The sequence below is a fragment of the Streptomyces sp. URMC 127 genome, assembly GCF_051386535.1.
Classification (GTDB): Bacteria; Actinomycetota; Actinomycetes; order Streptomycetales; family Streptomycetaceae; genus Streptomyces.
The window spans coordinates 1-22,606 of the sequence record NZ_JBPQTW010000070.1 but is presented as its reverse complement, the minus strand read 5'-3'; the positions used below and the strand labels follow the sequence as shown (position 1 = coordinate 22,606).

Genomic DNA, 22,606 nt, shown 5'->3' with positions numbered 1-22,606 from the left:
GCTCCCGCCTGCTGTCTCGGCGCCGACCGGTGAACCAGCGGCCCGAGGGCCCCGAGGAGCGGTCCCGGATTCGGGCCATATCCCATGTCTACCCCGCGCTCTTCCGCAGCGCGAACGGGAGCGCACCCGCCGTCACCCTGCGTAGCGGCCGTACCGCCCGGCGGGCCGCCGCCGTCGCCGCGCCCGGAGCCGCCTCGGCGGTCGTGGCCGGGACCGGCTCGGCACCCCACCCTCCGCCTCCCGGGCGGCACGGGCCGGACGGGCCGCGCCCCCGCCGGCGCGGAGGTCAGTGCCCCCGGAACCGCGGCCACTCGCCGTCGAGCAGCGCCGTGACGCCGTGCCGCATGTCCTGTGAGGCGACGCCCTCGGCGAAGTCCCGGCGCTCCAGCTCCAGGTGCTCGGCGAGCCCGGTCGACAGGCTGCTGTCGAGCAGCCGTTTGGCGCTGCGGACGGCGTGCGGCGCGGCGTCCGCCAGCTCGCGCAGGCGCGCCAGGCCCGCCCCGACCAGCTCCCGCGGCTCCACCACGGCGCTCACGATGCCCTCGCGCTGCGCCTGAGCCGCACGGAGCACCGGCTGCTCCAGCAGGAGGGACAGCGCGCGCGGATAGCCGACCACCCGGGGCAGGAACCACGCCATCCCCGCGTCGGTGGACGCGCCGATCGCCCCGTACGCGAAGTGGAACGAGGCGCGCCGCGACGCCAGGCGGAAGTCGCAGGCGAGGGCGAGCGAGAAGCCCGCCCCCGCGGCCTGGCCGTTCACGGCGGCCAGCACCGGGCAGCCGATGGACCGTACGGTGAGCACGACGTCCGAGAGCAACGACGTCAGACGATCGCCGTAGGCGGCGGCGTCGAAGGAGTCGCTCGACAGGGCCCGGTGGTACGCGCGGACGTCCCCGCCGAGCGAGAACGCCTTCCCGGCCCCGGTGATCAGCACGCCGCGCAGCGCGGTTTGCGCCGCCAACTCCCGCAATGCGGAACGCAGCTCCGTGAGCAGCCCGGCATTCATGGCATTACCCGTCGCGGGGCGGTTCAGGGTCAGCAGGGCGATCCCGTCCTGCGTTTGCACTTGCACGCACGGCGATTCCACTGGTCCGGTACATGCCGAATCCGCCGTCGCGGCCGCCGAATTCTCTTCCATGGACGCGAGGTTAGACACGACGTCTGTAGCCGACAAGCAGTCAAGAACAACTAGTGACTTTCCAAGATCACCGTTCTATGGTCCAGACAGCAGCGTCCGCAAGGTCCTGCCGAACAGCGCTGCCCGCAACGGGGGAAATGCATGTCGCGCAACGCTCAGCCCTGTCCGGATTCCCTGACCGAGCACGTCCCGGCCCCGGCCGGGAGCGTTCCCGCGCCGGCCGGGCGCCCGCACGCACCCCGCCCCGGCGGATCGGCCCTCGTGACCGGGGCGTCCCGCGGCATCGGCGCCGCGATCGCCTACGCCCTGGCGGCCGACGGCTGGCCGGTCACCTTCTGCTACCGCCGCGACGAGGCGGGGGCGAAGGAGGTCGTGGCGGCGATCGAGCAGGAGGGCGGCACGGCCCTCGCCGTCCGCGCCGACGTCACCGACCCGGCGGCCGTCGAAGCGCTCTTCGCCGCCGCGGAGGCCCGCAACGGCCCGGTCCTCGTCCTTGTCAACAACGCCGGCATCCGCGCCGACCAGGTCTTCTCGGCCATGGAGGAGACCGACTGGCAGCCGGTGCTCGACACCAACCTCGGCGCCGCCTACCGCACCACGCGCCGGGCCCTGCCCGGCATGACGAAGGCCCGCTTCGGCCGCATCGTCAACATCGGCTCCGTGCTCGGCCGGCAGTCCCTGCCCGGGGTGGCCAACTACGCCGCCGCCAAGGCCGGGCTGGAAGGGCTCACCCGGTCCGTCGCGATCGAGACCGCCCGCCGCGGCATCACCGTCAACGCCGTGGCCCCCGGCCTGGTCGAGACCGGCCTCGTCAGCGACGTCGAGTACCTCAGACGCTCCGCGCGCACCGCGATCCCCGCGCGCCGGGCGGCACAGCCCGCCGAAATCGCGGCGTGCGTCCGCTTCCTGGCCTCGCCCGGCGCCGGATACGTCACCGGCACCACCCTGACGGTCGACGGCGGGCTCTCCGCGGCGGCGTTCGTCCCGCAACTGCCCCATGGCTGATTCCCGTCGTTTCCACCGCTTCCCGCCACCGTAATTTCCTGCCCCTTTTCCTTTACTCGCCCGTGCGACAGCGAATCGGAGAGTTCCGCATGACCACTGCGCCCGACCGTGCCTCCCTGACGGCATTCGTCACCGAGTCACTGACCGATTTCGGTGCGGAACCGGACCTCATCACCCCGGACGCCACTTTCGAGGACCTGGAGATCGACTCTCTCGACCTCGTGGAACTCGGCCAGGCCGTGAAGCGGCGTTTCGGCATACAGGTCCGGCCCAAGGACATGGACGGCGTCAAGACCGTCGGAGAAGCCCTCGACGCCATCTTCCGTACCGCGGGGATCTGATGGCCGCTCGCGCGGTGGCCGTCACCGGTGCGGGCGCGGTCACCTCCCTCGGCACCGGCACCGGCCCGCTCCACCGGCGGGCCGTGGCCGGCGAGAGCGCCTTCGCCGCCGGCGAGGGCCGCTGCACGGACTTCGACCCCGCCCCCGCCCTGTCACGGCGCGAGGCACGCCGCACCGACCGCTTCTGCCAGTTCGCCCTGGTCGCCGCCGCGGAGGCGCTGACCGGGGCCGGCTGGGACGGCAAGCTCCCGTACGCCCCCGAGCGCGTGGCCTGCCTCGTCGGCTCCGGCGTCGGAGGCCTCGCCACCTTCGAGGAGCAGCAGACCGTCCTGGCCGCCGACGGCCCCGAGGCCGTCTCCCCGCTCATGGTGCCGATGATGATGGCCAACGCCGCGGCCGCCCAGATCGCCCTGCGGCACGGCCTGCGCGGCGAGAGCCACTGCGTGATCTCCGCCTGCTCCGCCGGCGCCCAGGCCATCGGCGCCGGGCTGCGCCTGATCCGATCCGGCGAGGCGGACGCGGCCGTGGTGGGCGGCGCCGAAGCCGCCACCTCGCCCATCGTCCGCGCCGCCTTCCTCAACGCCGGCGCGCTCTCGCCGACCGGCGCCTCCGTGCCCTTCGACCGCGGCCGCGACGGCTTCCGGCTGGGCGAGGGCGCCGGCATCCTCGTCCTGGAGGACGCCGAGGCCGCCCGCGAGCGCGGCGCGCCGGTCCTCGCCGAACTCGCCGGCTACGCGGCCAGCACCGACGCCCACCACCTCACGGCCCCCGACCCGGCGGGCGAGAGCGCCGCACGGGCCGTCCGCGGCGCCCTCGCCGACGCCGGCATCACCCCGGCGGACCTGCACTACATCAACGCACACGGCACCGGGACCGTCCTCAACGACCGGGCGGAGGCGGCCGCGCTGCGGCTCGCCCTCGGCGACGCCCTCGCCCGCATCCCGCTCTCCTCCACCAAGTCGTCCGTCGGGCACCTGCTGGGCGCGGCCGGTGCCGTGGAAGCGGTCGCCACCGTCATGGCCCTGCACCACCGGACCGCACCCCCGACCGTCGGCCTGCGCGACCCCGACCCGGAGCTCGGCGCGCTCGACCACGTCACCACCGCCCGCCCCCTCACGGCGCGCGGACCGGGCCCGCTGACCGCCTTGTCGACGTCCTTCGGCTTCGGCGGCCACAACGCCGTCCTCGTCCTGCGGGCGGCCTCCGGCGGGAGGGCCGCGTGATACGGCTCCCCGGCCGGCGCTACGTGGTCACCGGCGTCCTCAGCAGCAGCTCCATCGCCTGGCACATCGCCAGGGAACTCCAGCTGGCCGGCGCCGACGTGCTCCTGACGGGCCATGGCCGCAGCCGCCGCATCACCGAGCTCGCCGCCGCCGACCTGCCCCGGCGGGCCGAGGTCCTGGACCTCGACGCGACACAGCCCGGCGACTTCGGCGCCCTGGCCGCCGCGGTGGAGCAGCGGTGGCCCGCCCTCGACGGAGCCGTCCACGCCATCGCCGGCGCCCCGCCCGGCGCGCTCGGCGGCGCCTTCCTCACCACGCCGCCCGAGAGCGCCGAACTGGCCTTCCGCACCAGCGCCGCCTCCCTCCACGCCCTGGTCACCGCGCTCGCCCCGCTCCTGCGGCGCGGCGCGGGCGGCGGCAGCGTCGTCGGCCTGGACTTCGACGGCTCCCGCGCCTGGCCCGGCTACGACTGGATGGGCGTGGCCAAGGCCGCCCTGGAGTCCGTGTGCCGCTACCTCGCCCTCTACCTCGGCCCGCAGGGGACCCGCGTCAACCTCGTGGCGACCGGGCCCGTCGACACCGTCTCCGGGCGCGGCGTGTCCACCTTCGACGCGCTCGACGCACGCTGGGCGCAGGACGCGCCCCTGGGCTGGGACAGCGCCACGGCGGCGGCCGACGTCGTGCCGGGCCCGGTGCTGTTCCTGCTCTCCGGGCTGGCCCGCGGCATCACCGGCGAAGTGCTCCACGCCGACGGCGGGATGCGCGCCGCCGGCATGGGGCTGCCCGCCCCCGCGAGCGCGGCCGCCGGCGCCGCACCCCGGGGAGGCGAGGCCCGGTGAAGACCGGCACCGCGCAGGACACCGCCCCCGCACTGACCGCCGACCGCACCGTCCACCGCAGCCTCGTCCACAAGCGCGCCGTCGAACAGGTCCTCACCACGGCCGTGGCGGAGAGCGGCGGGCGCCTGCTCGGCACCGCCCAGCTGCCCCGGCTGCACCGCCACTACAACGACACCTGCGCCCCGTACCACGACCTCCTCCTCGTCGGGGAGGCCGCGCGCCAGACCGTCGAGGCGATCGTCCACGAACTCCTGCACGTGCCCCTCGACCGCCGGTTCGTGCTCGGCGACCTCGGCATCGCCTTCACCGCCCTGGACGCGGTGCGCACCGGCCCCGCCCCCGCCGACCTCCGCGTCGAGCTGGACATCGACCGGCTGCGCCGCCGCCGCGACGGCTCCGTCCGCAGTCTGCGCGGCGCCGCGACCTGCCGCATCGGCGGCCGCGACGCGGCCCGCTTCACCGGCACGCTGCTGTTCGTGGAAGAGGAGTCCTACGACGACCTGCGCGCCGGCAGCAGCGGGCCGCGCGCGCCGGCGGGGGAGGCGCCGCCCCGGTGCGAGCCGTCCGCGGTGGGCCGCACCGACCCCCGCAACGTCGTCATCGGCGGCCTGCGCACGGAAGGGCCCGCAGGCAGCGACAGCGCCGAAGTGACCGAAACCGTCGCCGACATCGTGGCCGACCCGCACGACCCCGTCTTCTACGACCACCCGCTCGACCACCTGCCCGGCATGCTGCTGATGGAAGCGGCCCGGCAGACCGCCCTGGCCGCCTGGTCACGCGCCCGTGCCGTACCGGCCGGGGCGCTCCTCGCGACGGCCTGCCGGGCACGGTTCCTCGCCTTCGCCGAGCAGTCCGCACCCGTCCGCTGCCGCGCCCGCCCCGCCGGGTCCACCGGCGCCGGGCCGGTCGCCGTGACCGTGGAACAGCGCGGGGAAGCCGTGGCCGAGCTGGAGATCACGGTCGAGGCCGTACCGGAGGGGGCCCGCCCCGGCCGCGCGGCCGCGGCGCCCACGCCCACCGCGCCCCCCGGAGGCGCCCGATGACCACCGCCACGATCGCCGGAGTCGGCGCGGCCCTGCCCGCCACCGTTCTCGGCAACGACCACTTCGTCCCCCTCGGCACCTCGCACGAGTGGATCGTCAAACGCACCGGCATCCACACCCGCCACTGGCTGGCCCCGGGCGAGTCGCTGGCCGCCCTCGCCGAACAGGCCTGCCGGGAAGCCCTCGCCGACGCCGGACGCGACGCGCGCGACGTCGACCACGTCGTGGTCTCCACCGTCACCCCCGACCGCATCACCCCGGGCATCGCCCCCGGCCTCGCCACCCGGCTCGGCGCGCCCCACCCGCCCGCGCTGGACCTCAACGCCGCCTGCGCCGGCTTCCTCTACGCCCTCGACCACGCCTGCGCGCAGATCGAGTCCGGCCGGGCCCGCTGCGTCCTGGTGTGCGCGGCCGAGGCGCTGTCCCGCATCACCGACACCACCGACCGGTCCACCGCCGTCCTCTTCGGGGACGCGGCCGGCGCCGTCGTGGTCACCCCGGCCGGGCCGGGCGACGGCGAACGGCCCAGCTTCCGCCTCGGCTCCGACGGCCGGCACGGGGACCTGCTCTACGCGGACCCCGACGACCGCCTGCTGCGCATGAGCGGCCGCGAGGTGTACGAGTTCGCCGTCGGCACCATGGTCGAGCAGACCCGCGCCGTGCTCACCGGCTGCGGCCTCTCCCTCGGCGACGTCGGGCTCTTCATCGGCCACCAGGCGAACGCACGGATCCTGCGGGCCGTCGCCGCGGAGCTCGGCGTCCCGCCGTCCCGCACCGCGATCAGCATCGAACACGTGGGCAACACCTCGTCGGCGTCCATCCCGTTCGCCCTGCGGCAGGCCAGGAAGCGCGGCCGCCTGCACCCCGGCGACCGGATCGTGATGGCGGCGTTCGGCGCCGGCTTCGTCTGGGGAGCCGGCGTCATCCGCTGGCAGGCGGCATCCCGAGCACAACCCGAGCACGCACTCCACGAGCAGGAGGAACCATGTCAGGGCAGTCACCGGTGACGCACCCGGAGCCGTACTACCTGGGGGACAACCCCTCGCGCCCCGTCCCGTTCGACGGCGTCATGACCGTCTCGCACTACATCATGCCCAACTTCGCCACGATGGACTGGCACCAGGTCCCGCGCGAGAAGGTCGTCGAGAACATCCGCAGCCTGAGCGACCCGGGCGGCAACCTCAACGACCGGATCATGATGTACATCCACGTGCCGTACTGCAAGTCGTTCTGCCACTACTGCAACTTCAACCGCTACCACTACCCGAAGCAGGACTCCGAGCGGCTGGAGCGGTACACCGACTACCTCATCAAGGAGATCGACTGGTACATGCGCCAGCCGTACGTGCAGGCGCGCGAGTTCACCGCGATCTACATAGGCGGCGGCAGCCCGTCCACCCTCCCCGTCTCCGCCGTCGAGCGGCTGAGCGCCCACCTGCGCAAGGTCGTGCCGGACTTCGACTCCATCGAGAAGTCCTTCACCGGCGAGCCCCGCACCCTGCGCCGCCCCGGCCTCCTCGACGTCCTCAAGGACCACGGCTGGGACCGCATCACCTTCGGCATCGAGACCCTCGACGCCAAGATCCACCGCAAGATCGGCCGGCTGGACACCCGCGACGACGTCGACGCGGTCTTCAACCGCATGCGCGACCTCGACTACCGGGCGGACACCTGCGTCGACATGATGTACGACCTGCCCGGCCAGAGCCTGGAGGGCTTCCAGAGCGAACTCGCCGAGCTCCTCGACGCCTACGACCCCGCCGAGATCGACCTGTTCACCACCATCTACCTGCCCTACCGCCCCCTGCACAAGCTCATCATGGACGGCAGGGTCGAACAGCCCGGCAGCCCCTGGCAGCTGCTCGCCATGCGCGAGCACCTCTACGACACGCTCAGCGCGGCCGGCTACCACAACACCATCGCCGAGACCTGGTCCAAGAGCCCCGAACGGTCCCAGTACCAGACCGCGCACTGCGCCCGGCAGGACATCATCGGCGTCGGCTGCGCCGCCCGCGGCAACCTCCGCGACATGGTGTCGATCAACCCGGAGAAGGTCGACCAGTGGCAGGCCAACGTCGACGAACAGGGCGCCTCCACCGAGACCCTCCAGTCCATCGGCTACGACGGCGTGCTCGACCGGATCATGGTGATGTTCCCGCGCTACAAGTCGCTCGGCAAGGACCTGCTGAACAGCTACGCCGACCGGGTCGGCGAAACCGCCTTCGCGCGCGTGAAGAACGTCATCGACGGGCACCTGGCGGCCGGCGTCATCGACGAGCACGACGACAGCTACACCGTCAACAAGCTCGGCGTCATCTGGCACGGCAACCTGCAGACCGACTACCTGCGCCACACCCTGAACACCAAGGGCGAAGTGCTGATGAACCACCTCACCGAGGCCCGCGCCGACTTCGACAACGAGGACCGCTTCGAGGTGACGCCCGAGACCGTCTACATCAAGGAACACGACGCCGAGTACCCGAGGCTGATGAAGTAGTGCCCATGACACAGCCCCCCGAGCCGCCGCCGGTCCTCGCCCGGATCCATCCCGCGGACGGCGTCACACTCGTCGCCCGCGTCCTGGAGCACCCGGACCCGGGCCGGCCGGTGGCCGTGGTCGTGCCTGCCATGGGCGCCGCCGCCCGCTTCTACCTGCCTTTCGCCCGGGCCCTGCACAAGGAGGGCCTGACCGTCGTCACGGCCGACCTGCGCGGGCAGGGCGAGGCGTCCCCGGCGGTGGCCCGCGGCGTGCGGTTCGGTTACCGCGAGCTGGCCGAGGAGGACCTGCCGGCCCTCGTCGCGGCCGTCCGCACGGCCCTGCCCGGCCGGCCGGTCGTCCTCGTGGGACACAGCCTCGGCGGCCAGCTGGCCCTGCTGTACGCGGCGGCCGGCCGCGAACCCGTCGACGCCGTCGTCCTCGTCGCCGCCGGCTCCGTCTGGTACCGCGGCTTCGGCCCCCTGCGGGGCCTGCGCAACCTCGCCGCGGGCCAGCTCTTCGCCGCCCTGGCCACCGTCCTCGGCTACTGGCCCGGACAGCGCTTCGGCTTCGGCGGCACCCAGGCGACCGGCGTCATGCGCGACTGGGCCCGGCAGGGCCGCACCGGCCGCTACCGCATCACCGGCAGCACCACCGACTACGAGAAGGCCCTCCGCACGCTCCGCCTGCCGCTGCTCGCCATCGGCGTGGACAACGACACCCTGGCCCCGCCCGGCTCGCGCGAGCACCTCCTCTCCAAGGCGCCGCGCGCCGCCCTCGACCGCTGGCAGTACACGACGGAGGCCGCCGGAGGGAAGCACATCGACCACTTCCGCTGGGTCCGCCACAACGCCGCGCTGTGCGCACACCTCGCACAGTGGGTGCACAAGGCCACCGCCGCACCACCGCGGAAGGACGGGCCGCACGATGCCTGATGGAAGGAGCGCCCCGATGCCCGCTGAGCCCCGCTCCCCCCGCGTGATCGTCGTCGGAGGCGGCTGGTCGGGAATCGCGGCCGCCTGGAACCTGCACCGCGCCGGCGCCCGCCCCGTCCTCCTTGACGAGCAGCCCGCCCTCGGCGGTCGCTCCGCGGCGGCCCCGCTCGGCTCCCGCACCGTGACCCTCGGCGGCAAGAACATCGGCCGCAAGTACACCTCCTTCCGGGCCTTCGCCGCGGCCATGGGCGCCCGCGACGCCGACTGGGAGCACTTCGGCATCAACTCCTCCCGCATCGAGGGCGGCCGCGTCCGTACCGTCGACAGCACCAGCCGGGCCGCGAGCCTGGCCGGGCTGCTGGCCGGCGTGCCCCTCCGCGACCTGGCCAGGCTCCTGCGGCTCGCCCGCTACGTGCGCGGCGACCGCGCCAACGCCTTCCTCACCGGCCCCGAGTTCGACCGCCTGGCCGCCCGCACCGGCGACCCCGCCCTCTCGGCGTACTTCGGGCCCGTCCTGCAGGAGCGGCTCCTGCGCCCGGCCGTGGTGCGCATGAACGGCGCCGAGCCCGATGAGACGCACCTGGGCACCTTCGGCACCAACCTCGGCATGCTCCTCGACAGCTTCGACCAGCTCACCGGTGGCTTCGACGGCATCCTCGCCCGCTTCGCGGACACCGTCGAGACCCGCACCCGCACTCGCGTCACGGCGCTCGCCACCGAAGGCGGCCGCGTCACCGGCGTGCACACCGCCACCGCCGGCGGGGCCTCGCAGCTCGCGGCCGACGCCGTCGTCCTCGCCCTGCCCGCCCCCGCGGCTGCCGCCCTGCTGCACCCGCACCACCCGCAGCTGGCCCGGCTGCTGGGCCGCGTACGGTACTTCCCCGTCACCGTCGTCGTCGCCGCGTACGACCGGCCGGTCTTCGACGAGCGCGTCCGCGCGCTGACGTTCCCGCCCGGCAGCCCTCTGAGCAACGCGGGCGCGTACGGAGTGGGGGACCGGCACCTGGTCCGCTACACCTTCAGCGGCCGGGCGGCCCGCGGCCTGCCCCACGCCGGGGACGACCTGACCGCCCTCGCCGAGAAGGAGCTCGGCGCCCACGTCGACCTCTCCGCACCCCGCCGCACCGGCGCCGTCTCCGCCCGCTGGGAGCACGGGCTGTGCGCCTACTCCGCCTTCCACACCACGACGCTCGCGGCCGTTGCCGAACACGTGAAGGACCTGCCGGGGCTGGCGCTGACCGGCGACTACGTACGGGGCGCGTCCGTCGAAGCCTGCTTCCGGGGCGCGTACGCGTGCACGGACGAGCTCGTCCGCACGCTCATGCCCCTCCCGCGGCTTCCCGCATGATCTCTATCCGGGCGGCGGGCGCCCGGCAGGCCACCGCCGCCCGGTAGCCGTCCGGCGCTCGCAGGTCGCGCACCGTCCACAGCCCCACGGGGCCCAGCGCGGCGGGCAGCGCCAGGACGGCCGGCTCACCGGGCCGCGCGCCCGGCCCCGTCACGACCTCGGCGAGGGAGCCCGGAAAGCCGCGTCCCCACGCCTTCAGCACGGCTTCCTTACGGGTCCACAGCCGGGCGAACTCCTCCGCCTCCCGCCCCGGTTCCGCAGTGCGCCAGGAGGCGGACTCCGAGGGCGCCAGGCAGACCTCGGCCAGCTCCCGCAGGTGCGGGCGGGCGACGACACGCTCCACGTCGACGCCCACCGGCCCGCCGGCACAGACGGCCAGCACCACCGCACCGCCCGAGTGGCTGTAGCTCACGTGCAGGCCCGGATCGCGGGCGAGCCGCGGCTTCCCCGCCCGGCTCCGCTCCCACCGCACGCGCGCGGGAGGGGCGTGCAGCCGCTCTGCGAGCCGGTCGCGTACCCAGGACCGGGCCTCGGCACGCAGTTGCCGCTTGCCGGCCGTGTCCCGGGGGACGTCCGCGCCGGTGCGCAGCAGCGCGGCCCACACCGTGACGCGCACCCCGTGCGGCAGGTCCGCTGCCACGGCGCTCCCTCCCTCCTACGCCACGCGGATCGCGGGGTCGCTCACCCCCGCCTCGCCGGTCTCGACGTGCCCGGCGAAGCGGCGCAGGAACGTGCCGTCCGTGTCGGACACGACGGTCAGGTCGTACCAGCGCTTGCTGCGGCGCAGGTCCACAGCATGGACCAGCCGCCCGCCCGCGGGCACCCGGAAGGTCTCCTTCCCGCCGCCGTAGGCGTCGGTGACGGTCAGGTTGCAGGCGCTGCCGCCCGCGTTCGTCATCGTCAGCGTGAGGCCGCCGGTGCGGGCGTCGTGGCGGGCGGTCACCTCCGGGCCCGCGGCCCTGCCCGGTCCGCGGAAGGTGCGCAGGAAGCCGTTCGGGCCGGACACGGACAGGTCGTAGGTGCCCTTGGAGTAGGCGGTGTTCCAGGTGTCGGAGAGCTGCTTGCCGGCCCCGGCCGTGTACGTCCACGGGCTGTCCGTCCGGTTGGCGGAGGTGACGATGAAGCAGACGCCCGCCGCCTCCCCGGCGCCGAACGTGAGCGTGAACCGCCCGGTGGACGGGTTCGCGGAGCCGTCCACCAGCGGCGCGTACGGCAGCGGGCGGGTGGGCCGCGAGCCCTTCTCCTGGACCGGCAGGGCGGGATCCGCGGGGGGCTTCGGCACGTAGTCGGGGTGCCGCTTGCGGTCCGGCGGCTCGTAGGCCGCGGTGTCCGGCAGCCCGGCCGGGCCGGTGTCCCGCAGGCCGAAGTCGAAGGCCGAGGTGAGGTCGCCGCAGATCGCCCGGCGCCACGGCGAGATGTTCGGCTCGCGCACGCCGAAGCGGCGCTCCATGAAGCGGATGACGGAGGTGTGGTCGAAGACCTCCGAGCAGACGAAGCCGCCGGTGCTCCACGGTGAGACCACGATCATGGGCACGCGCTGGCCGAGCCCGTAGGGGCCCGCTCCGTAACGGGCGTTGCCGGCGAAGACGTCGAGCGAGGCGTCGGCCGTGGACAGGCCCCGGTCGGCGCTCGCGGGCGGGAACGGCGGCAGGACGTGGTCGAAGTAGCCGTCGTTCTCGTCGTACGTGATGAACAGGGCGGTCCTGCTCCACACGTCCGGGTTGGAGGTCAGGGCGTCCAGGACCTGGGAGATGTACCAGGCGCCGTAGTTGACCGGCCAGTTCGGGTGCTCGGAGAAGGCTTCCGGTGCGGCGATCCAGGAGACCTGGGGCAGCCGGCCGGCCTTGACGTCCGCCTTGAGGACGTCGAAGTAGCCGCCGCCCTTCTTCACGTTCGTGCCGGTGCGCGCCTTCTCGTAGAGGGGCTCACCGGGCTTGGCGTTGCGGTAGTTGGTGAAGTAGAGGAGCGAGTTGTCGCCGTAGTTGCCGCGGTAGGCGTCCTCGATCCAGCCCCAGGAGCCCGCCTTGTCGAGGCCGTCGCCCTCGTCCTGGTAGATCTTCCACGAGACGCCGGCCTTCTCCAGCCGCTCCGGGTACGTCGTCCAGCCGTAGCCCGCCTCCTCGTTGCCGAGGACGGGGCCGCCGCCCTTGCCGTCGTTGCCCGTGTGCCCCGTCCACAGGTAGTAGCGGTTGGGGTCGGTGGCTCCGATGAACGAGCAGTGGTAGGCGTCGCACACGGTGAACGCGTCGGCGAGCGCGTAGTGGAAGGGGATGTCGTCGCGCGTCAGGTAGGCCATCGTCCCGGTGCCCTTGGCGGGCAGCCACTGGTCGTACCGGCCCTGGTTCCAGGCCTTGTGGCCGCCCTGCCAGTCGTGGTTGAGGCCCGCGATGAACTGCATGCCGAGGTTCTCGGCGTCCGGGTGGTAGGGCGGCACCTCCCTGGACCCGTCCGACTGGTACCACACCGGCTTGCCGCTGGGCAGGGAGACCGGGCGCGGGTCACCGAAGCCGCGCACGCCCCGCAGCGTGCCGAAGTAGTGGTCGAAGGAACGATTCTCCTGCATCAGGACGACGATGTGCTCGACGTCCTGGATCGTGCCGGTGCTGCGGCGGGCGGGGATGGCGGCGGCGCGGTCGATGCTGCCGGAGAGGGCCGCGTAGCCCGCGGTCGCGCCGGCGATCTGGAGGAATCGCCTCCGGTTGAGTTCAGGCATGTGTCTGACGACCTCTTGGGAGTCGGGGCTGGATCCGGGTGCTCCAAGAGCAGCGAGCGCCGGGGAAGGGGCCGTGTCACCGGTGTGACGCAGGGCGGTACGGGAGGCGAACGTAGCGGACGGGGGGTGAGAAGGGGAGCCCTCGGGCCTCGTCGGCCGCGATTGCGGGAAGGGGAGCCTTGGGGCGTACCGGCCAGACGCCGGCGAAGGGGTGCGGCCCTGGGTCTTACGCGTCAGGCCGGGTCCGTGGCCGTCGGCCGGACCGGCCGGACCCGTGGTACGGCGGTGACGGCCGGCCGCCGCAACGGTGGGGCCCCGGCGGCTTCCGCAGCCCAGCCTGTACCGGCACCCGCACTCGTGCCGTCACGCACCGGGCGGCCTCAGAGCCAGCGGTTGCTCGTCCGGTCGTAGGACAGCGTCCGGCCCGCGCACGCGGCCAGGTCCAGCGCGAAGAGCTGCTCGTACGCGGTGGCCGGCAGATCCGCCTCGATGACGATCCGGGCGCCGGAGCGCTCGTCCTCCAGCAGGAGCGGCTGCGGGGACCCGGGAGGCTCGTCTGCGGCGGCGGACCGGCGCAGCGCACCGCCGAGCACGCGCTTGAGCGCCGCGCAGGCGTCCTGGGCGAGGAGCTGCCCCACGTTCTGCAGGAAGCCGCTGAGCGGCAGCACGACGAGGACCATCCACGTGAGCGGGTCGCCCCGGAAGGCACCCAGCGTCGCGCTGTACGGGACGAGCCCCAGCCCCGCCAGGCCGTCGGTCAGCGCGCGGCGCTGCTCCTCGCCGCTCTCGGGGGCGAAGTAGACGCGGGCGGCCAGCGGCGGAGGAGTACTCACCCGCCCGAGGGTAGGGCGCGCGCGGGGGCGGAAGCGGCCGTTCTGCGTTGTCCGGCCCTGACTCCACCGCGACGTCGAGCAGCCGGCGACGACGTGCCCGGCGGCACCGGTCCGGCCGGGGACGGGTGCGGCACGGCGGGACCGCGGGACCGCGCCGCGGGGGTAGCACGCCGTTACGGCGGGACCGGTCGCGTGGTCGGGCCTCCGGCGGCCGTGGCCGCCTGGGGGCGGTACCGCCGGTCCGCTCCGCGGGGTTGAGCGCCGTTGCGCGAGACTGAAGCGCGTGGTCCGGTCTGCGACGGCCGCGGCGGCCTGGGGGTGCGGCACCGCCGGCCCGCGCCGCGGGGGTTGAGCGCCGTTACGGCGGGACCGGGGCGCGTGGGCCGCGCCGCGGCGGCCGCATCGCCCTGGAGGAGCCGGCTCTCCGGTCGGGCCGGGTCAGTCTTCCGGCGGGGGCCGGTCCCACCGTACGACGAGGCGCCCGTCCGCCTCGGTCACCTCCGTGCCGAAGGCGGTGCAGGCCCTGCGGAACCGGTCGGTGATCCACCGGGCCTCCGCCGCCTTCGCGAGCCGCGTGCGGCAGAAGTCGAGCGCCAGCGGCACCGCCTCCACGCGGACGGGGCAGGCGCCGTCGAAGGTGACGAGGAAGAGCAGCCCCAGGTCGTTGCGGAGGTCGTCGTCCGTCGCGTAGTCGTCGATGAAGTCCCCCAGGTCGTAGAGGACCCGGTGCGCGACGCCGTGGAAGACGTGCGCGGAGTGCCCGGCGACGAGCGTGGCGCCCGCCGCGAGGAACTCCTGCGCGGCGCGGCGGATGTACGGGGCCGGGCCCGGGGTCATGTTCGGGCCCCAGTGCGGGGTGACGAGCGTGACGTCCGTGCCCAGGCCGGTGACGGTCCGCAGCAGCCAGTCCGGGGCTCCCGCCTCCAGGCGCGCGAGGGCGACGCCCGGCCGGTCCGGGCCCGCGGCGAAGTCGCTCGGGTGGTCGGTGACCCCGACGACGCCCAGCCGCAGCCCGCCGCGCTCCACTACCGCCGGCTGCCGCGCGGCCTCCTCGTCCCGCCCGGCCCCCGTCCAGGCGATCCCGGCGTCGGCCAGGTGGCGGACGGTGTCGAGCAGGGCCTCGGGCCCGTAGTCCAGGGCGTGGTTGTTGGCCAGGTTCACGCAGCTCACCCCGAGGTGCCGCAGCGCCCGCACGGCCACGGGCGGCGCCCGGAAGAAGAACGGCTTGAACGGGTCCCGCCAGCGCTCGCCGCGGGCGGAGACCGCGCACTCCAGGTTGAGGACGAAGGCGTCGGCCTCGTGCGCGGCGGCCACCACGTCGTCGGAGAACAGGCTCTCCGGAGGGTCGGTGGCGAGGCGGCGGGCGACCTCCCGGCCCAGCATGGTGTCTCCCGCGAGGGCGAGTTTCATGGTTCAACCACCTCCTCGCGGCTCTGCCGTCCCCTCTGCCCCTCATTGTAGAAATAGCCGGATTACCTGTGGAATGTGTGGGCCGCGGGCTCACGGGGAACAGCAGTCCCATGGCGCGGCCCAACGAAGAGGTCGAGGCGCTGCTGCAGGAGTACGCCGACCTCGTCACCATCACCGGCGGCGACGCCTACAAGGCGCGCGCCTACGAGAAGGCCGCCCGCGCGATCGGCGGCCACCACGCCGACGTCTCCCGCCTCGACCTCAAGGGCCTCCTCGCCATCCCGGGCGTCGGCAAGTCGATCGCGGAGAAGGTCCTCGAATACCTGCGGACCGGCCGGGTCGCCATGGTCGAGGAGGCCCGCGAGCTCATCCCGGCCGGCGTGCGCGAACTGATCGCCATTCCCATGCTCGGCCCCAAGAAGGCCATGGTCCTCTACGAGGAGCTCCACATCTCCTCCGTCGACCAGCTCCTCGACGCCCTCCATGCCCACAAGCTCCGCGACCTCAAGGGCTTCGGCGCCCGCACCGAGGAGAACATCCTGCACGGCATCGCCCTGCTGCAGCAGGCCGGCGGCCGCATCCTCATCGACGCCGCCATGGACGTCGCCGAACAGATCACCGCCGAGCTGTCCGGCGTGGCCGGGTGCGAGCGGTGCGCGTACGCCGGGTCGCTGCGCCGGATGCGCGAGACCATCGGCGACATCGACATCCTCGTCGCCGCCGAGCACCCGGCCCCGCTCATGCAGGCTCTGACCGAGCTGCCGGTCACCGCCGAGGTCATCGCCCACGGCGAGAAGAAGACCTCGGTCCGCACGACCAAGGGCCTCCAGGTCGACCTGCGCGTCCTGCCGCCCGACGCCTGGGGAGCGGGCCTGCTGTACTTCACCGGCTCCAAGGCGCACAACATCCGCGTCCGCGAGCTCGCCGTCCGCCACAAGTACAAGCTCTCCGAGTACGGACTCTTCCACGCCAAGAGCGGCAAGAAGATCGTCTCGTCGGCCGAGGAGGAGGTCTACGCCCGCCTCGGCCTGCCCTGGATCCCGCCCACCCTGCGGGAGGACCGCGGCGAGATCGCGGCCGGGCTGCGCGACGAGCTGCCGGAGCTGGTCACCGAGGACGACATCCGCGGCGACCTGCACACCCACACCGACCTCACCGACGGCGTGGCACCGCTGGAGGCCATGGTGGCGGCGGCCGCCGAGCGCGGATACGCGTACTACGCCGTCACGGACCACGCGCCGGACCTCTATATGCAGCGCATGACGGACGCCAAGATCCTCGCCCAGCGGGACCGGCTCCGGGCCCTGGACGGCAAGCACCGCAGGATGCGCCTGCTGCACGGCACCGAGCTCAACATCGGCCCCGACGGCGGCCTGGACTGGCCGGACGAGTTCCTGGCGGGCTTCGACCTGTGCGTGGCCTCGGTGCACTCCCACTTCAACCAGACCCGGGACGAACTGACCCGCCGCCTGATCCGCGCCTGCGAGAACCCGCACGTGGCGATCATCGGCCACCCGACGACCCGCCAGATCGGCAAACGCCCCGGCATCGACGCCGACTTCGACGCCGTCTTCGAGGCGTGCGCCCGCACCGGCACGGCCCTGGAGATCAACTCCCACCCCCAGCGGCTGGATCTGTGCGACGAGGACATCCTGCGCGCCAAGCGGTACGGCGTGAAGTTCGCCGTGAACACGGACGCGCACTCGGTGACGCACCTGCCCTACATGAGGTTCGGCGTGGGCACGGCCCAGCGCGGCTGGCTCACGAAGGACGACGTGATCAACACGTGGCCGCTGCAGCGGCTGCGCCGTTTCCTGCGGCCGGCTGCACGCCGGAGCTGACCGGCGGAGGATCACGCCCGGACCCTCCGCCCCGCCGGCGGCGGTGCCGTCATGCTGGTCAACCGCGCCGGCGGCTTTTGTCCCGCGGCGCCTGTCAACAACGACTACCAAGCCGGTCCCAACTCCTGCGGCCCGGGCAGCGACCAGTGGCGCACCGGGGCCACGGCCTCCGCCGGTCAGACCCCGGAGAACACCGGCAGGCGATGGTCACCACCTGCACCAGCGACGACCCCCGGCAGTTGCGGAAGGGCGGCGGCCCGGCCTGGCAGGGGCTTTCGCTGCGTTTCCTTCGGATGGCCCGGTCGTTGGGCAGCTCGGGCATATGAACGGAGAGCACCGTGCGAACTACCGACATCCAGCGTTGCGAGATCCGGCCCGGCCGCCTCGTGGAGTGGACGCTGCACCGGACGGCCGTCGAGGCCGCGCTGAGCCTGCCGGACGATGCGCGTCCGCCCGCGTACGTGCAGGAGTCCCACGTCCGTACGGCGCGATCGGTGCGCGAGGGCGGGCTGTTCGTGCCGACCTGGCTAGGCACCGCCTTCGACATTCCGGGGGAGGCCGACCTCGGCGTCCTGCAGGCCGCGCTGCGGGCCTGGACCCTCCGGCACGAGACGCTGCGCAGCGGCTTCCGGTGGGCCGGTGACGAGATGCGGCGCTTCACGCTGGACGCCGACGCCGTCGTGCTGCACCGCGAGGACGTCGGCCGCTTCACCGACGCGGAGACGCTGACCCGCTATCTGCAGGACCGTTTCGATGCCGCGGCGGACGCGCTCAGCTGGCCGAACTTCATCTTCGCGGCCGTCGTCAGGGACGACGGCACCAGCGTCTACATGGCCTTCGACCACAGCAACGTCGACGCCTACTCGATCCAGCGCATCCCCGCCGAGATCCACGAGCTCTACGCCGCAGGCCTCGAAGGCCGCGCCGTGACCGCGGCGCCGGCCGCCAGCTACGTCGACTTCTGCGCGACCGAGCGCACGGACGCCGACAGCATCGACGACACGCACGCGATCGTGGCCCGCTGGCGGGAGTTCATCGCCCGCTGCGACGGCACGCTGCCGAACTTCCCCGTCGACCTCGGGCTCACCCCCGGCGGGCCGCTGCCCACCCAGAAACTCCTGCGCGAGATGCTCGTGGACGACGCGGACGCGGCGGCCTTCGAGGCGTACTGCCGCCCGTACGGCGGAAGTCTGGTGGGCGTCCTGGCGGCCGTCGGCCTCATCGTCCGCGAGATCAGCGGCGTGCAGGTGTACCGCACGGTCGTGCCGTTCCACACCAGGGTGCGGTCCCGGTTGTCGGATTCGGTGGGCTGGTACGTGGGCGGAGCGCCGATCGAGGTCCCCGTGGGGAGGGCGCAGGGCTTCGACGGCGCGCTGGAGATGGTCCGCGCGGCGCTGCGGGAGAGCAGGCCGCTGGCGCGGATGCCCATCGCCCGCGTGCTGGGGCTGCTGGGCTCCGACTTCCGGCCCACCTCCCCGGACCTGTACTCGATCGTGTCGTTCGTCGACGCGCGCGGCATCCCGGGATCGGAGCGCTGGCAGGACCTCAAGGCGTACGGGCTGATCCGGGTGTCGTACGGCGACCAGGTGTGCGCGTGGACGACCAGGCTCCACGAGGGCCTGCAGTTCGCCGCCCGCTACCCGGACACCGACATCGCCTACAAGAACATGTCCCTGTGCGTCGAGCGGCTGCGGGAGTTCATCGTCTCCGTGGCCCGGTCCGCGGCGCGGCAGGACGTGCACGTCCCGTGAGACCCGGCCGCGCCGCGGCCGCCGTCGCGCTGGCCGCGGCCCTGTCGCCCTCCGCCGCCCCGCCGGCCCGCGCCGACGGCGGCGGGCCGCACGGCTGTCTCGCGTCGTGGTACGGCGCGCCGGAGGAGCTGCTCGACGGCTGGCCGACCGCCAGCGGCGAGCCGTTCGATCCGGAGGCGATGACGGCCGCGAGCCGTGACCTGCCGTTCGGCACCCGGGTGCGCGTCACGAACGCCGGGACGGGCGACTCGGTCATGGTGCGGATCAACGACAGGGGGCCGCGGGACCCGCGGCGCTGCATCGATCTGACCCGGGGAGCGTTCGGGGAGATCGCACCCCTCGACGAGGGACTCGTACGGGTGAACTTGGCACCCTCGCTCGTACGGTAATATTGCTTTCTCGCCGCTAGCTCAGTTGGTCAGAGCGGCTGACTCTTAATCAGCAGGTCCGGGGTTCGAGTCCCTGGTGGCGCACTGGAGAACGGGGCCCCCGCCGGATGGTCGGGGGCCCCGTTCGCGTACGGATGCGGTGCTCAGCTCGTCTGCGCCTGCTCGTAGAGGGCCTTGGCCTCGTCGCCGAAGTACGGGCCGAACATCCTGTTGGGCAGGAAGGTGTAGCCGAAACTGTTCACCGACGCCTGCAGGCCCGTGCCGGTGGCCTCGTCGAACGACGCGAACCAGGGCCCGCCGCTGGAGCCGCCGGTCATGTTGCAGCCGAGCCCGTGGTCCTTGGTGAGCAGGAAGTCCTTGGTGGAGTTCCCGCTGCAGTGGATGAGCTTCGTGCCGTCGTACGGGGACGCCGCCGGGAACCCGAAGGCGTACATGGCCTTGTTGTAGGCGCCGTTGAACTGCAGCCCCTGGCCGCCCACGGTGTCGGCGAGCCGCTTGCCGCCAAGCGGGGCGACGACCGCGGCGCCGATGTCGTAGTTCATGTCCTCACTGGCCGTCCACTGGGGCGTGGAGAGGGTCTTGACTGCCGTCCAGGTGCCGTAGGGCGTCTGCCCGTCGTGGTAGCCGGGGGCGAAGGCCCAGTTGGTGTGCCAGTTGCCCTGGTACTTGACGCAGTGCCCGGCCGTGATCACGGTGCTGCCGTTGCTGCTGGTGACGGCGTCGCCCGAGCAGGAGGCGTTGCGGCCCTGCATGGTGAAGAACACCCGGCCCGCGGTCCTCGTGACGGCGCCTCCGCCGGTCCACGGCCCGCCCGGCTGGGGGAAGGTCGCGAGGGAGCCGGCCGCCGGGGCGGTGGCGGCGACGGTGCGGGTCCCGCCCCGGGCGGCCGGCGCGGAGAGCGTGCCGGGAGCCTGCGCGGGCAGGTCGAGCGGCGCGGCCGCGCGCATCCGCTCGGGGGTCCAGTAGTCGCTGACGGCCTGCTGGGCGGCCGGTCCGGCGGCCGCGGTGTGCACGGCGGGCGCCGCGGTCCGGCCCGGCGCGGTGCCGGCCGCCGCGGCCTGCGTGCCCGCGGTGACCAGGGCGCAGGCGGCCAGCAGCACGCCTGCGGTCGTACGGCGGGATCGTCTCACGCGTACTCCTTCTGCGGTGCGGATACGGCGGTTGATGACGAGCGGGCTGGCTGGACGTGCGTGAGGCAGGGTGCCACGGGAGCCCAGCTATTGACAGGGGCGCGTCAAGAGTGATGCGCCGACCGGGGTGATGGGCGATCAGAAAGCCCACGTTCGAGTGGATTAACGGCGTTCACCCGTATCCCGCCCCGCGTCATGCGCCATCGTGCACACGATCACCTTCGGAAACCCGCCGCCATCGTCCGCGACCAAGGGGATTCACGTTGTCCGCCGAGACCTCCGAGACCTCCGAGGTACATGAGGAATTACGCTTCCGCTCCCCGACCCTGACCGCCTTCCAGAAGAGCCCGCTCACCGCGCGCGCGATGGGCCGGCGCCTGCCCCGGCTCGTCCGCAAGGCGCTGGGCCTGGCCTGGCGGGTGGACAGACGCGCCGTCCTGACCCTGCTCGTCTGCCAGCTGCTGTCCGGCGCCTTCGAGGCCTTCGGCCTCCTCGCCACCAGCAGCACCATCACCGCCCTGATCACCTCCGGCCACATGCAGGACCGGCTCATGGAGGCCCTGCCCTCCATCGGCCTCCTCGCCGGCGCCGCCGGGACCCGCGCCCTGCTCGCCATCGCCGTCCACAACATCTCCAGCCGGCTGGCGCCGCGGATCTCCCGCGAGGCCGAGCTGCAGATGCTCGACGCGGCGATCAACGCCGAGCTCGCGGCCTACGACCACCCCGGCTTCAACGACAAGCGCGAGGCCGCGGACCGCGGCGCCGACGTCGCCCAGGACCTGCTGACCGAGTCCCAGGACCTCATGGCCTGCCTCGCCTCGCTCGTCGCCGCGGCCGGCGTGGTCACCGTCCTGCACCCCGTCCTGCTGCCGCTCCTGCTGCTGGCCACCCTTCCGCAGGGCTTCGCCGCCGTGAAGGCCGCCAGGGTCCACTACCAGACCTCCCGCGCCCTGAGCGCGGACCGCCGGGTGCTCAGCCACCTGCGCTGGCACGTCACCGACAAGGTCTTCGCCGACCAGCTCCGCTCGGGCACCATGGCCGGCTTCCTCCTCGGCCGCTACCGCGCGGTCGGCGACCGCATCCACACCGCCACCGACCGGGCCGTCCACCAGGGCGCCCGGTACGCCCTCGCGGGCGCCGTCGCCGGCGGCATCGCCTCCGGTCTGGTGTGGGCCGCGCTCGCCCTCCTGCTCGGCACGGGGCACATGTCGCTCGCCTCGGCCGGCACGGCCGTCTTCGCCCTGCGCTCGGTCGGCTCCTCCCTGCGGGGCATGGTCGGCTACGGCGCGCGTCTCTTCCGCACCGGTCTCTACCTCGACGACTGGGCCGAGTTCATCGACGAGGCCGGCGGCCACCGCATGCAGCGCGGGACCCGCGCCCCCGCGGCGCCCCTGGCCGTCCGGGCGGAGTCCCTCACCTTCTGCTACCCCGGCTCCGACCGCCCGGCGCTGCAGGACGTCAGCCTGGAGGTGCGGCGCGGCGAGGTCCTGGCCCTGGTCGGGGAGAACGGCTCGGGCAAGACCACCCTCAGCAAGCTCCTGACCGGGCTGTACCTGCCCACCTCCGGCGCGGTCACCTGGGACGGCGCCGCCACCGGCGAGTTCGCCCCCGAGGCGCTGTGGCGGCAGACCGCCGTCGTCCCGCAGGACTTCGCCCACTGGCCCCTGTCCGCCCGCGACAACATCACCCTCGGCCAGGCGCACGCCGGAGACGGCGCCGTCCTCGAAGCCGCCGCGCACGCCGGCGCCGACGAGGTCGTCAAGGAGCTCCGCAGCGGCCTCGACACCCTCCTCGCCCGCGAGTGGTTCGGCGGGGTGGAGCTCTCCGGCGGCCAGTGGCAGCGCATCGCCATCGCCCGCGCCTTCTACCGCCCGGCCGGCCTGCTCGTCATGGACGAACCCACCAGCGCCCTGGACGCCCGGGCCGAGCACCGCATCTTCGCGGGGCTGCGCAAGGTCGCCCAGGAGCGGGCCGTCGTCCTCGTCACGCACCGCCTGGCCAACGTGGCGGTCGCCGACCGCATCGTGGTCCTCGACCACGGCCGGGTCATCCAGCAGGGCACCTTCGCCGAGCTGGTCGAGGCCCCCGGCCTCTTCCGGGAGCTGTGGTCCCTGCAGAGCGACCGTGGCGTGCCCGCGGCGCCCGAGGAAGCGGGCCGCGCCATGCGCTGACCCCTGCCCCCTGTCACCCC

At 73.7% G+C, this 22,606-nt stretch carries 19 protein-coding genes and 1 tRNA gene; 14 read left to right on the top strand and 6 right to left on the bottom strand.

Annotated features, from left to right (window positions below; translation table 11 throughout):
- Positions 1-286: 286 nt before the first annotated feature.
- The gene (locus tag ACSNOH_RS16885) at positions 287-1,072 is read right to left on the bottom strand and encodes an enoyl-CoA hydratase/isomerase family protein (protein ID WP_436722170.1); all 786 of its coding nucleotides are present in this window, start codon (positions 1,070-1,072) and stop codon (positions 287-289) included.
- A 327-nt stretch (positions 1,073-1,399) separates the two neighbouring features.
- Here ACSNOH_RS16885 and ACSNOH_RS16880 point away from each other — a divergent pair, with 327 nt between their 5' ends.
- The 9 genes from ACSNOH_RS16880 (at position 1,400) to ACSNOH_RS16840 (ending at position 10,348) form a co-directional block, all read left to right on the top strand.
- Positions 1,400-2,143, top strand: a complete 744-nt coding sequence (locus ACSNOH_RS16880) for an SDR family oxidoreductase (protein WP_436722169.1) — start codon at positions 1,400-1,402, stop codon at positions 2,141-2,143.
- Between the two features lie 89 nt (positions 2,144-2,232).
- The gene (locus ACSNOH_RS16875) at positions 2,233-2,484 is read left to right on the top strand and encodes a phosphopantetheine-binding protein (protein WP_436722168.1); all 252 of its coding nucleotides are present in this window, start codon (positions 2,233-2,235) and stop codon (positions 2,482-2,484) included.
- Positions 2,484-3,707 (top strand): beta-ketoacyl-[acyl-carrier-protein] synthase family protein, encoded by a 1,224-nt coding sequence (locus ACSNOH_RS16870; RefSeq protein ID WP_436722167.1) that lies wholly within the window; start codon positions 2,484-2,486, stop codon positions 3,705-3,707. Before ACSNOH_RS16875 ends, ACSNOH_RS16870 begins: the two co-directional genes overlap by 1 nt.
- Positions 3,704-4,546, top strand: a complete 843-nt coding sequence (locus tag ACSNOH_RS16865; protein ID WP_436722166.1) for an SDR family oxidoreductase — start codon at positions 3,704-3,706, stop codon at positions 4,544-4,546. Before ACSNOH_RS16870 ends, ACSNOH_RS16865 begins: the two co-directional genes overlap by 4 nt.
- Positions 4,543-5,589, top strand: a complete 1,047-nt coding sequence (locus tag ACSNOH_RS16860; protein ID WP_436722165.1) for an AfsA-related hotdog domain-containing protein — start codon at positions 4,543-4,545, stop codon at positions 5,587-5,589. Before ACSNOH_RS16865 ends, ACSNOH_RS16860 begins: the two co-directional genes overlap by 4 nt.
- A complete protein-coding gene (locus tag ACSNOH_RS16855; protein WP_436722164.1) occupies positions 5,586-6,596 on the top strand; it encodes a beta-ketoacyl-ACP synthase III in 1,011 nt (336 codons plus the stop codon). Before ACSNOH_RS16860 ends, ACSNOH_RS16855 begins: the two co-directional genes overlap by 4 nt.
- Positions 6,575-8,086 carry a coproporphyrinogen-III oxidase family protein gene (locus ACSNOH_RS16850; protein ID WP_436722163.1) on the top strand — a complete coding sequence of 504 codons (1,512 nt, stop codon included), beginning with the start codon at positions 6,575-6,577 and terminating at the stop codon, positions 8,084-8,086. Before ACSNOH_RS16855 ends, ACSNOH_RS16850 begins: the two co-directional genes overlap by 22 nt.
- 5 nt (positions 8,087-8,091) lie before the next feature.
- Entirely contained in the window at positions 8,092-9,000 is a 909-nt protein-coding gene (locus ACSNOH_RS16845; protein WP_436722161.1) for an alpha/beta hydrolase family protein, read from the top strand.
- Between the two features lie 16 nt (positions 9,001-9,016).
- Entirely contained in the window at positions 9,017-10,348 is a 1,332-nt protein-coding gene (locus ACSNOH_RS16840; RefSeq protein ID WP_436722160.1) for an FAD-dependent oxidoreductase, read from the top strand.
- Here ACSNOH_RS16840 and ACSNOH_RS16835 read toward each other — a convergent pair.
- From ACSNOH_RS16835 to ACSNOH_RS16820, 4 genes are all read right to left on the bottom strand, one after another.
- Entirely contained in the window at positions 10,320-10,988 is a 669-nt protein-coding gene (locus tag ACSNOH_RS16835) for a 4'-phosphopantetheinyl transferase family protein (RefSeq protein WP_436722159.1), read from the bottom strand. The two genes, ACSNOH_RS16840 and ACSNOH_RS16835, sit on opposite strands and share 29 nt — an antisense overlap.
- A gap of 15 nt (positions 10,989-11,003) precedes the next feature.
- The gene (locus ACSNOH_RS16830) at positions 11,004-13,061 is read right to left on the bottom strand and encodes a phosphocholine-specific phospholipase C (RefSeq protein WP_436722158.1); all 2,058 of its coding nucleotides are present in this window, start codon (positions 13,059-13,061) and stop codon (positions 11,004-11,006) included.
- A 380-nt stretch (positions 13,062-13,441) separates the two neighbouring features.
- Positions 13,442-13,894 (bottom strand): hypothetical protein, encoded by a 453-nt coding sequence (locus ACSNOH_RS16825; protein WP_436722157.1) that lies wholly within the window; start codon positions 13,892-13,894, stop codon positions 13,442-13,444.
- Between the two features lie 438 nt (positions 13,895-14,332).
- On the bottom strand, positions 14,333-15,304 hold the full coding sequence (locus ACSNOH_RS16820; protein WP_436722156.1) for a CapA family protein: 972 nt from the start codon (positions 15,302-15,304) through the stop codon (positions 14,333-14,335).
- A gap of 110 nt (positions 15,305-15,414) precedes the next feature.
- On the opposite strand from ACSNOH_RS16820, the gene polX reads away from it, so the two are divergent.
- The 4 genes from polX to ACSNOH_RS16800 all read left to right on the top strand — a co-directional run bounded on the left by polX (position 15,415) and on the right by ACSNOH_RS16800 (position 19,369).
- Positions 15,415-17,145 (top strand): DNA polymerase/3'-5' exonuclease PolX, encoded by a 1,731-nt coding sequence (polX, locus tag ACSNOH_RS16815; protein ID WP_436722155.1) that lies wholly within the window; start codon positions 15,415-15,417, stop codon positions 17,143-17,145.
- A gap of 338 nt (positions 17,146-17,483) precedes the next feature.
- Complete coding sequence (locus ACSNOH_RS16810; protein ID WP_436722154.1) at positions 17,484-18,896, top strand: condensation domain-containing protein; 1,413 nt, start codon at positions 17,484-17,486, stop codon at positions 18,894-18,896.
- Complete coding sequence (locus ACSNOH_RS16805) at positions 18,893-19,285, top strand: septal ring lytic transglycosylase RlpA family protein (RefSeq protein WP_436722153.1); 393 nt, start codon at positions 18,893-18,895, stop codon at positions 19,283-19,285. Before ACSNOH_RS16810 ends, ACSNOH_RS16805 begins: the two co-directional genes overlap by 4 nt.
- An 11-nt stretch (positions 19,286-19,296) precedes the next feature.
- Positions 19,297-19,369, top strand: a tRNA-Lys gene (locus ACSNOH_RS16800).
- Positions 19,370-19,428: 59 nt separating this feature from the next.
- Here the strand turns inward: ACSNOH_RS16800 and ACSNOH_RS16795 are convergent.
- Positions 19,429-20,415 (bottom strand): trypsin-like serine peptidase, encoded by a 987-nt coding sequence (locus ACSNOH_RS16795; RefSeq protein ID WP_436722152.1) that lies wholly within the window; start codon positions 20,413-20,415, stop codon positions 19,429-19,431.
- A gap of 263 nt (positions 20,416-20,678) precedes the next feature.
- Here ACSNOH_RS16795 and ACSNOH_RS16790 point away from each other — a divergent pair, with 263 nt between their 5' ends.
- The gene (locus tag ACSNOH_RS16790) at positions 20,679-22,586 is read left to right on the top strand and encodes an ABC transporter ATP-binding protein (RefSeq protein ID WP_436722151.1); all 1,908 of its coding nucleotides are present in this window, start codon (positions 20,679-20,681) and stop codon (positions 22,584-22,586) included.
- The last annotated feature ends 20 nt before the right edge of the window (positions 22,587-22,606 follow it).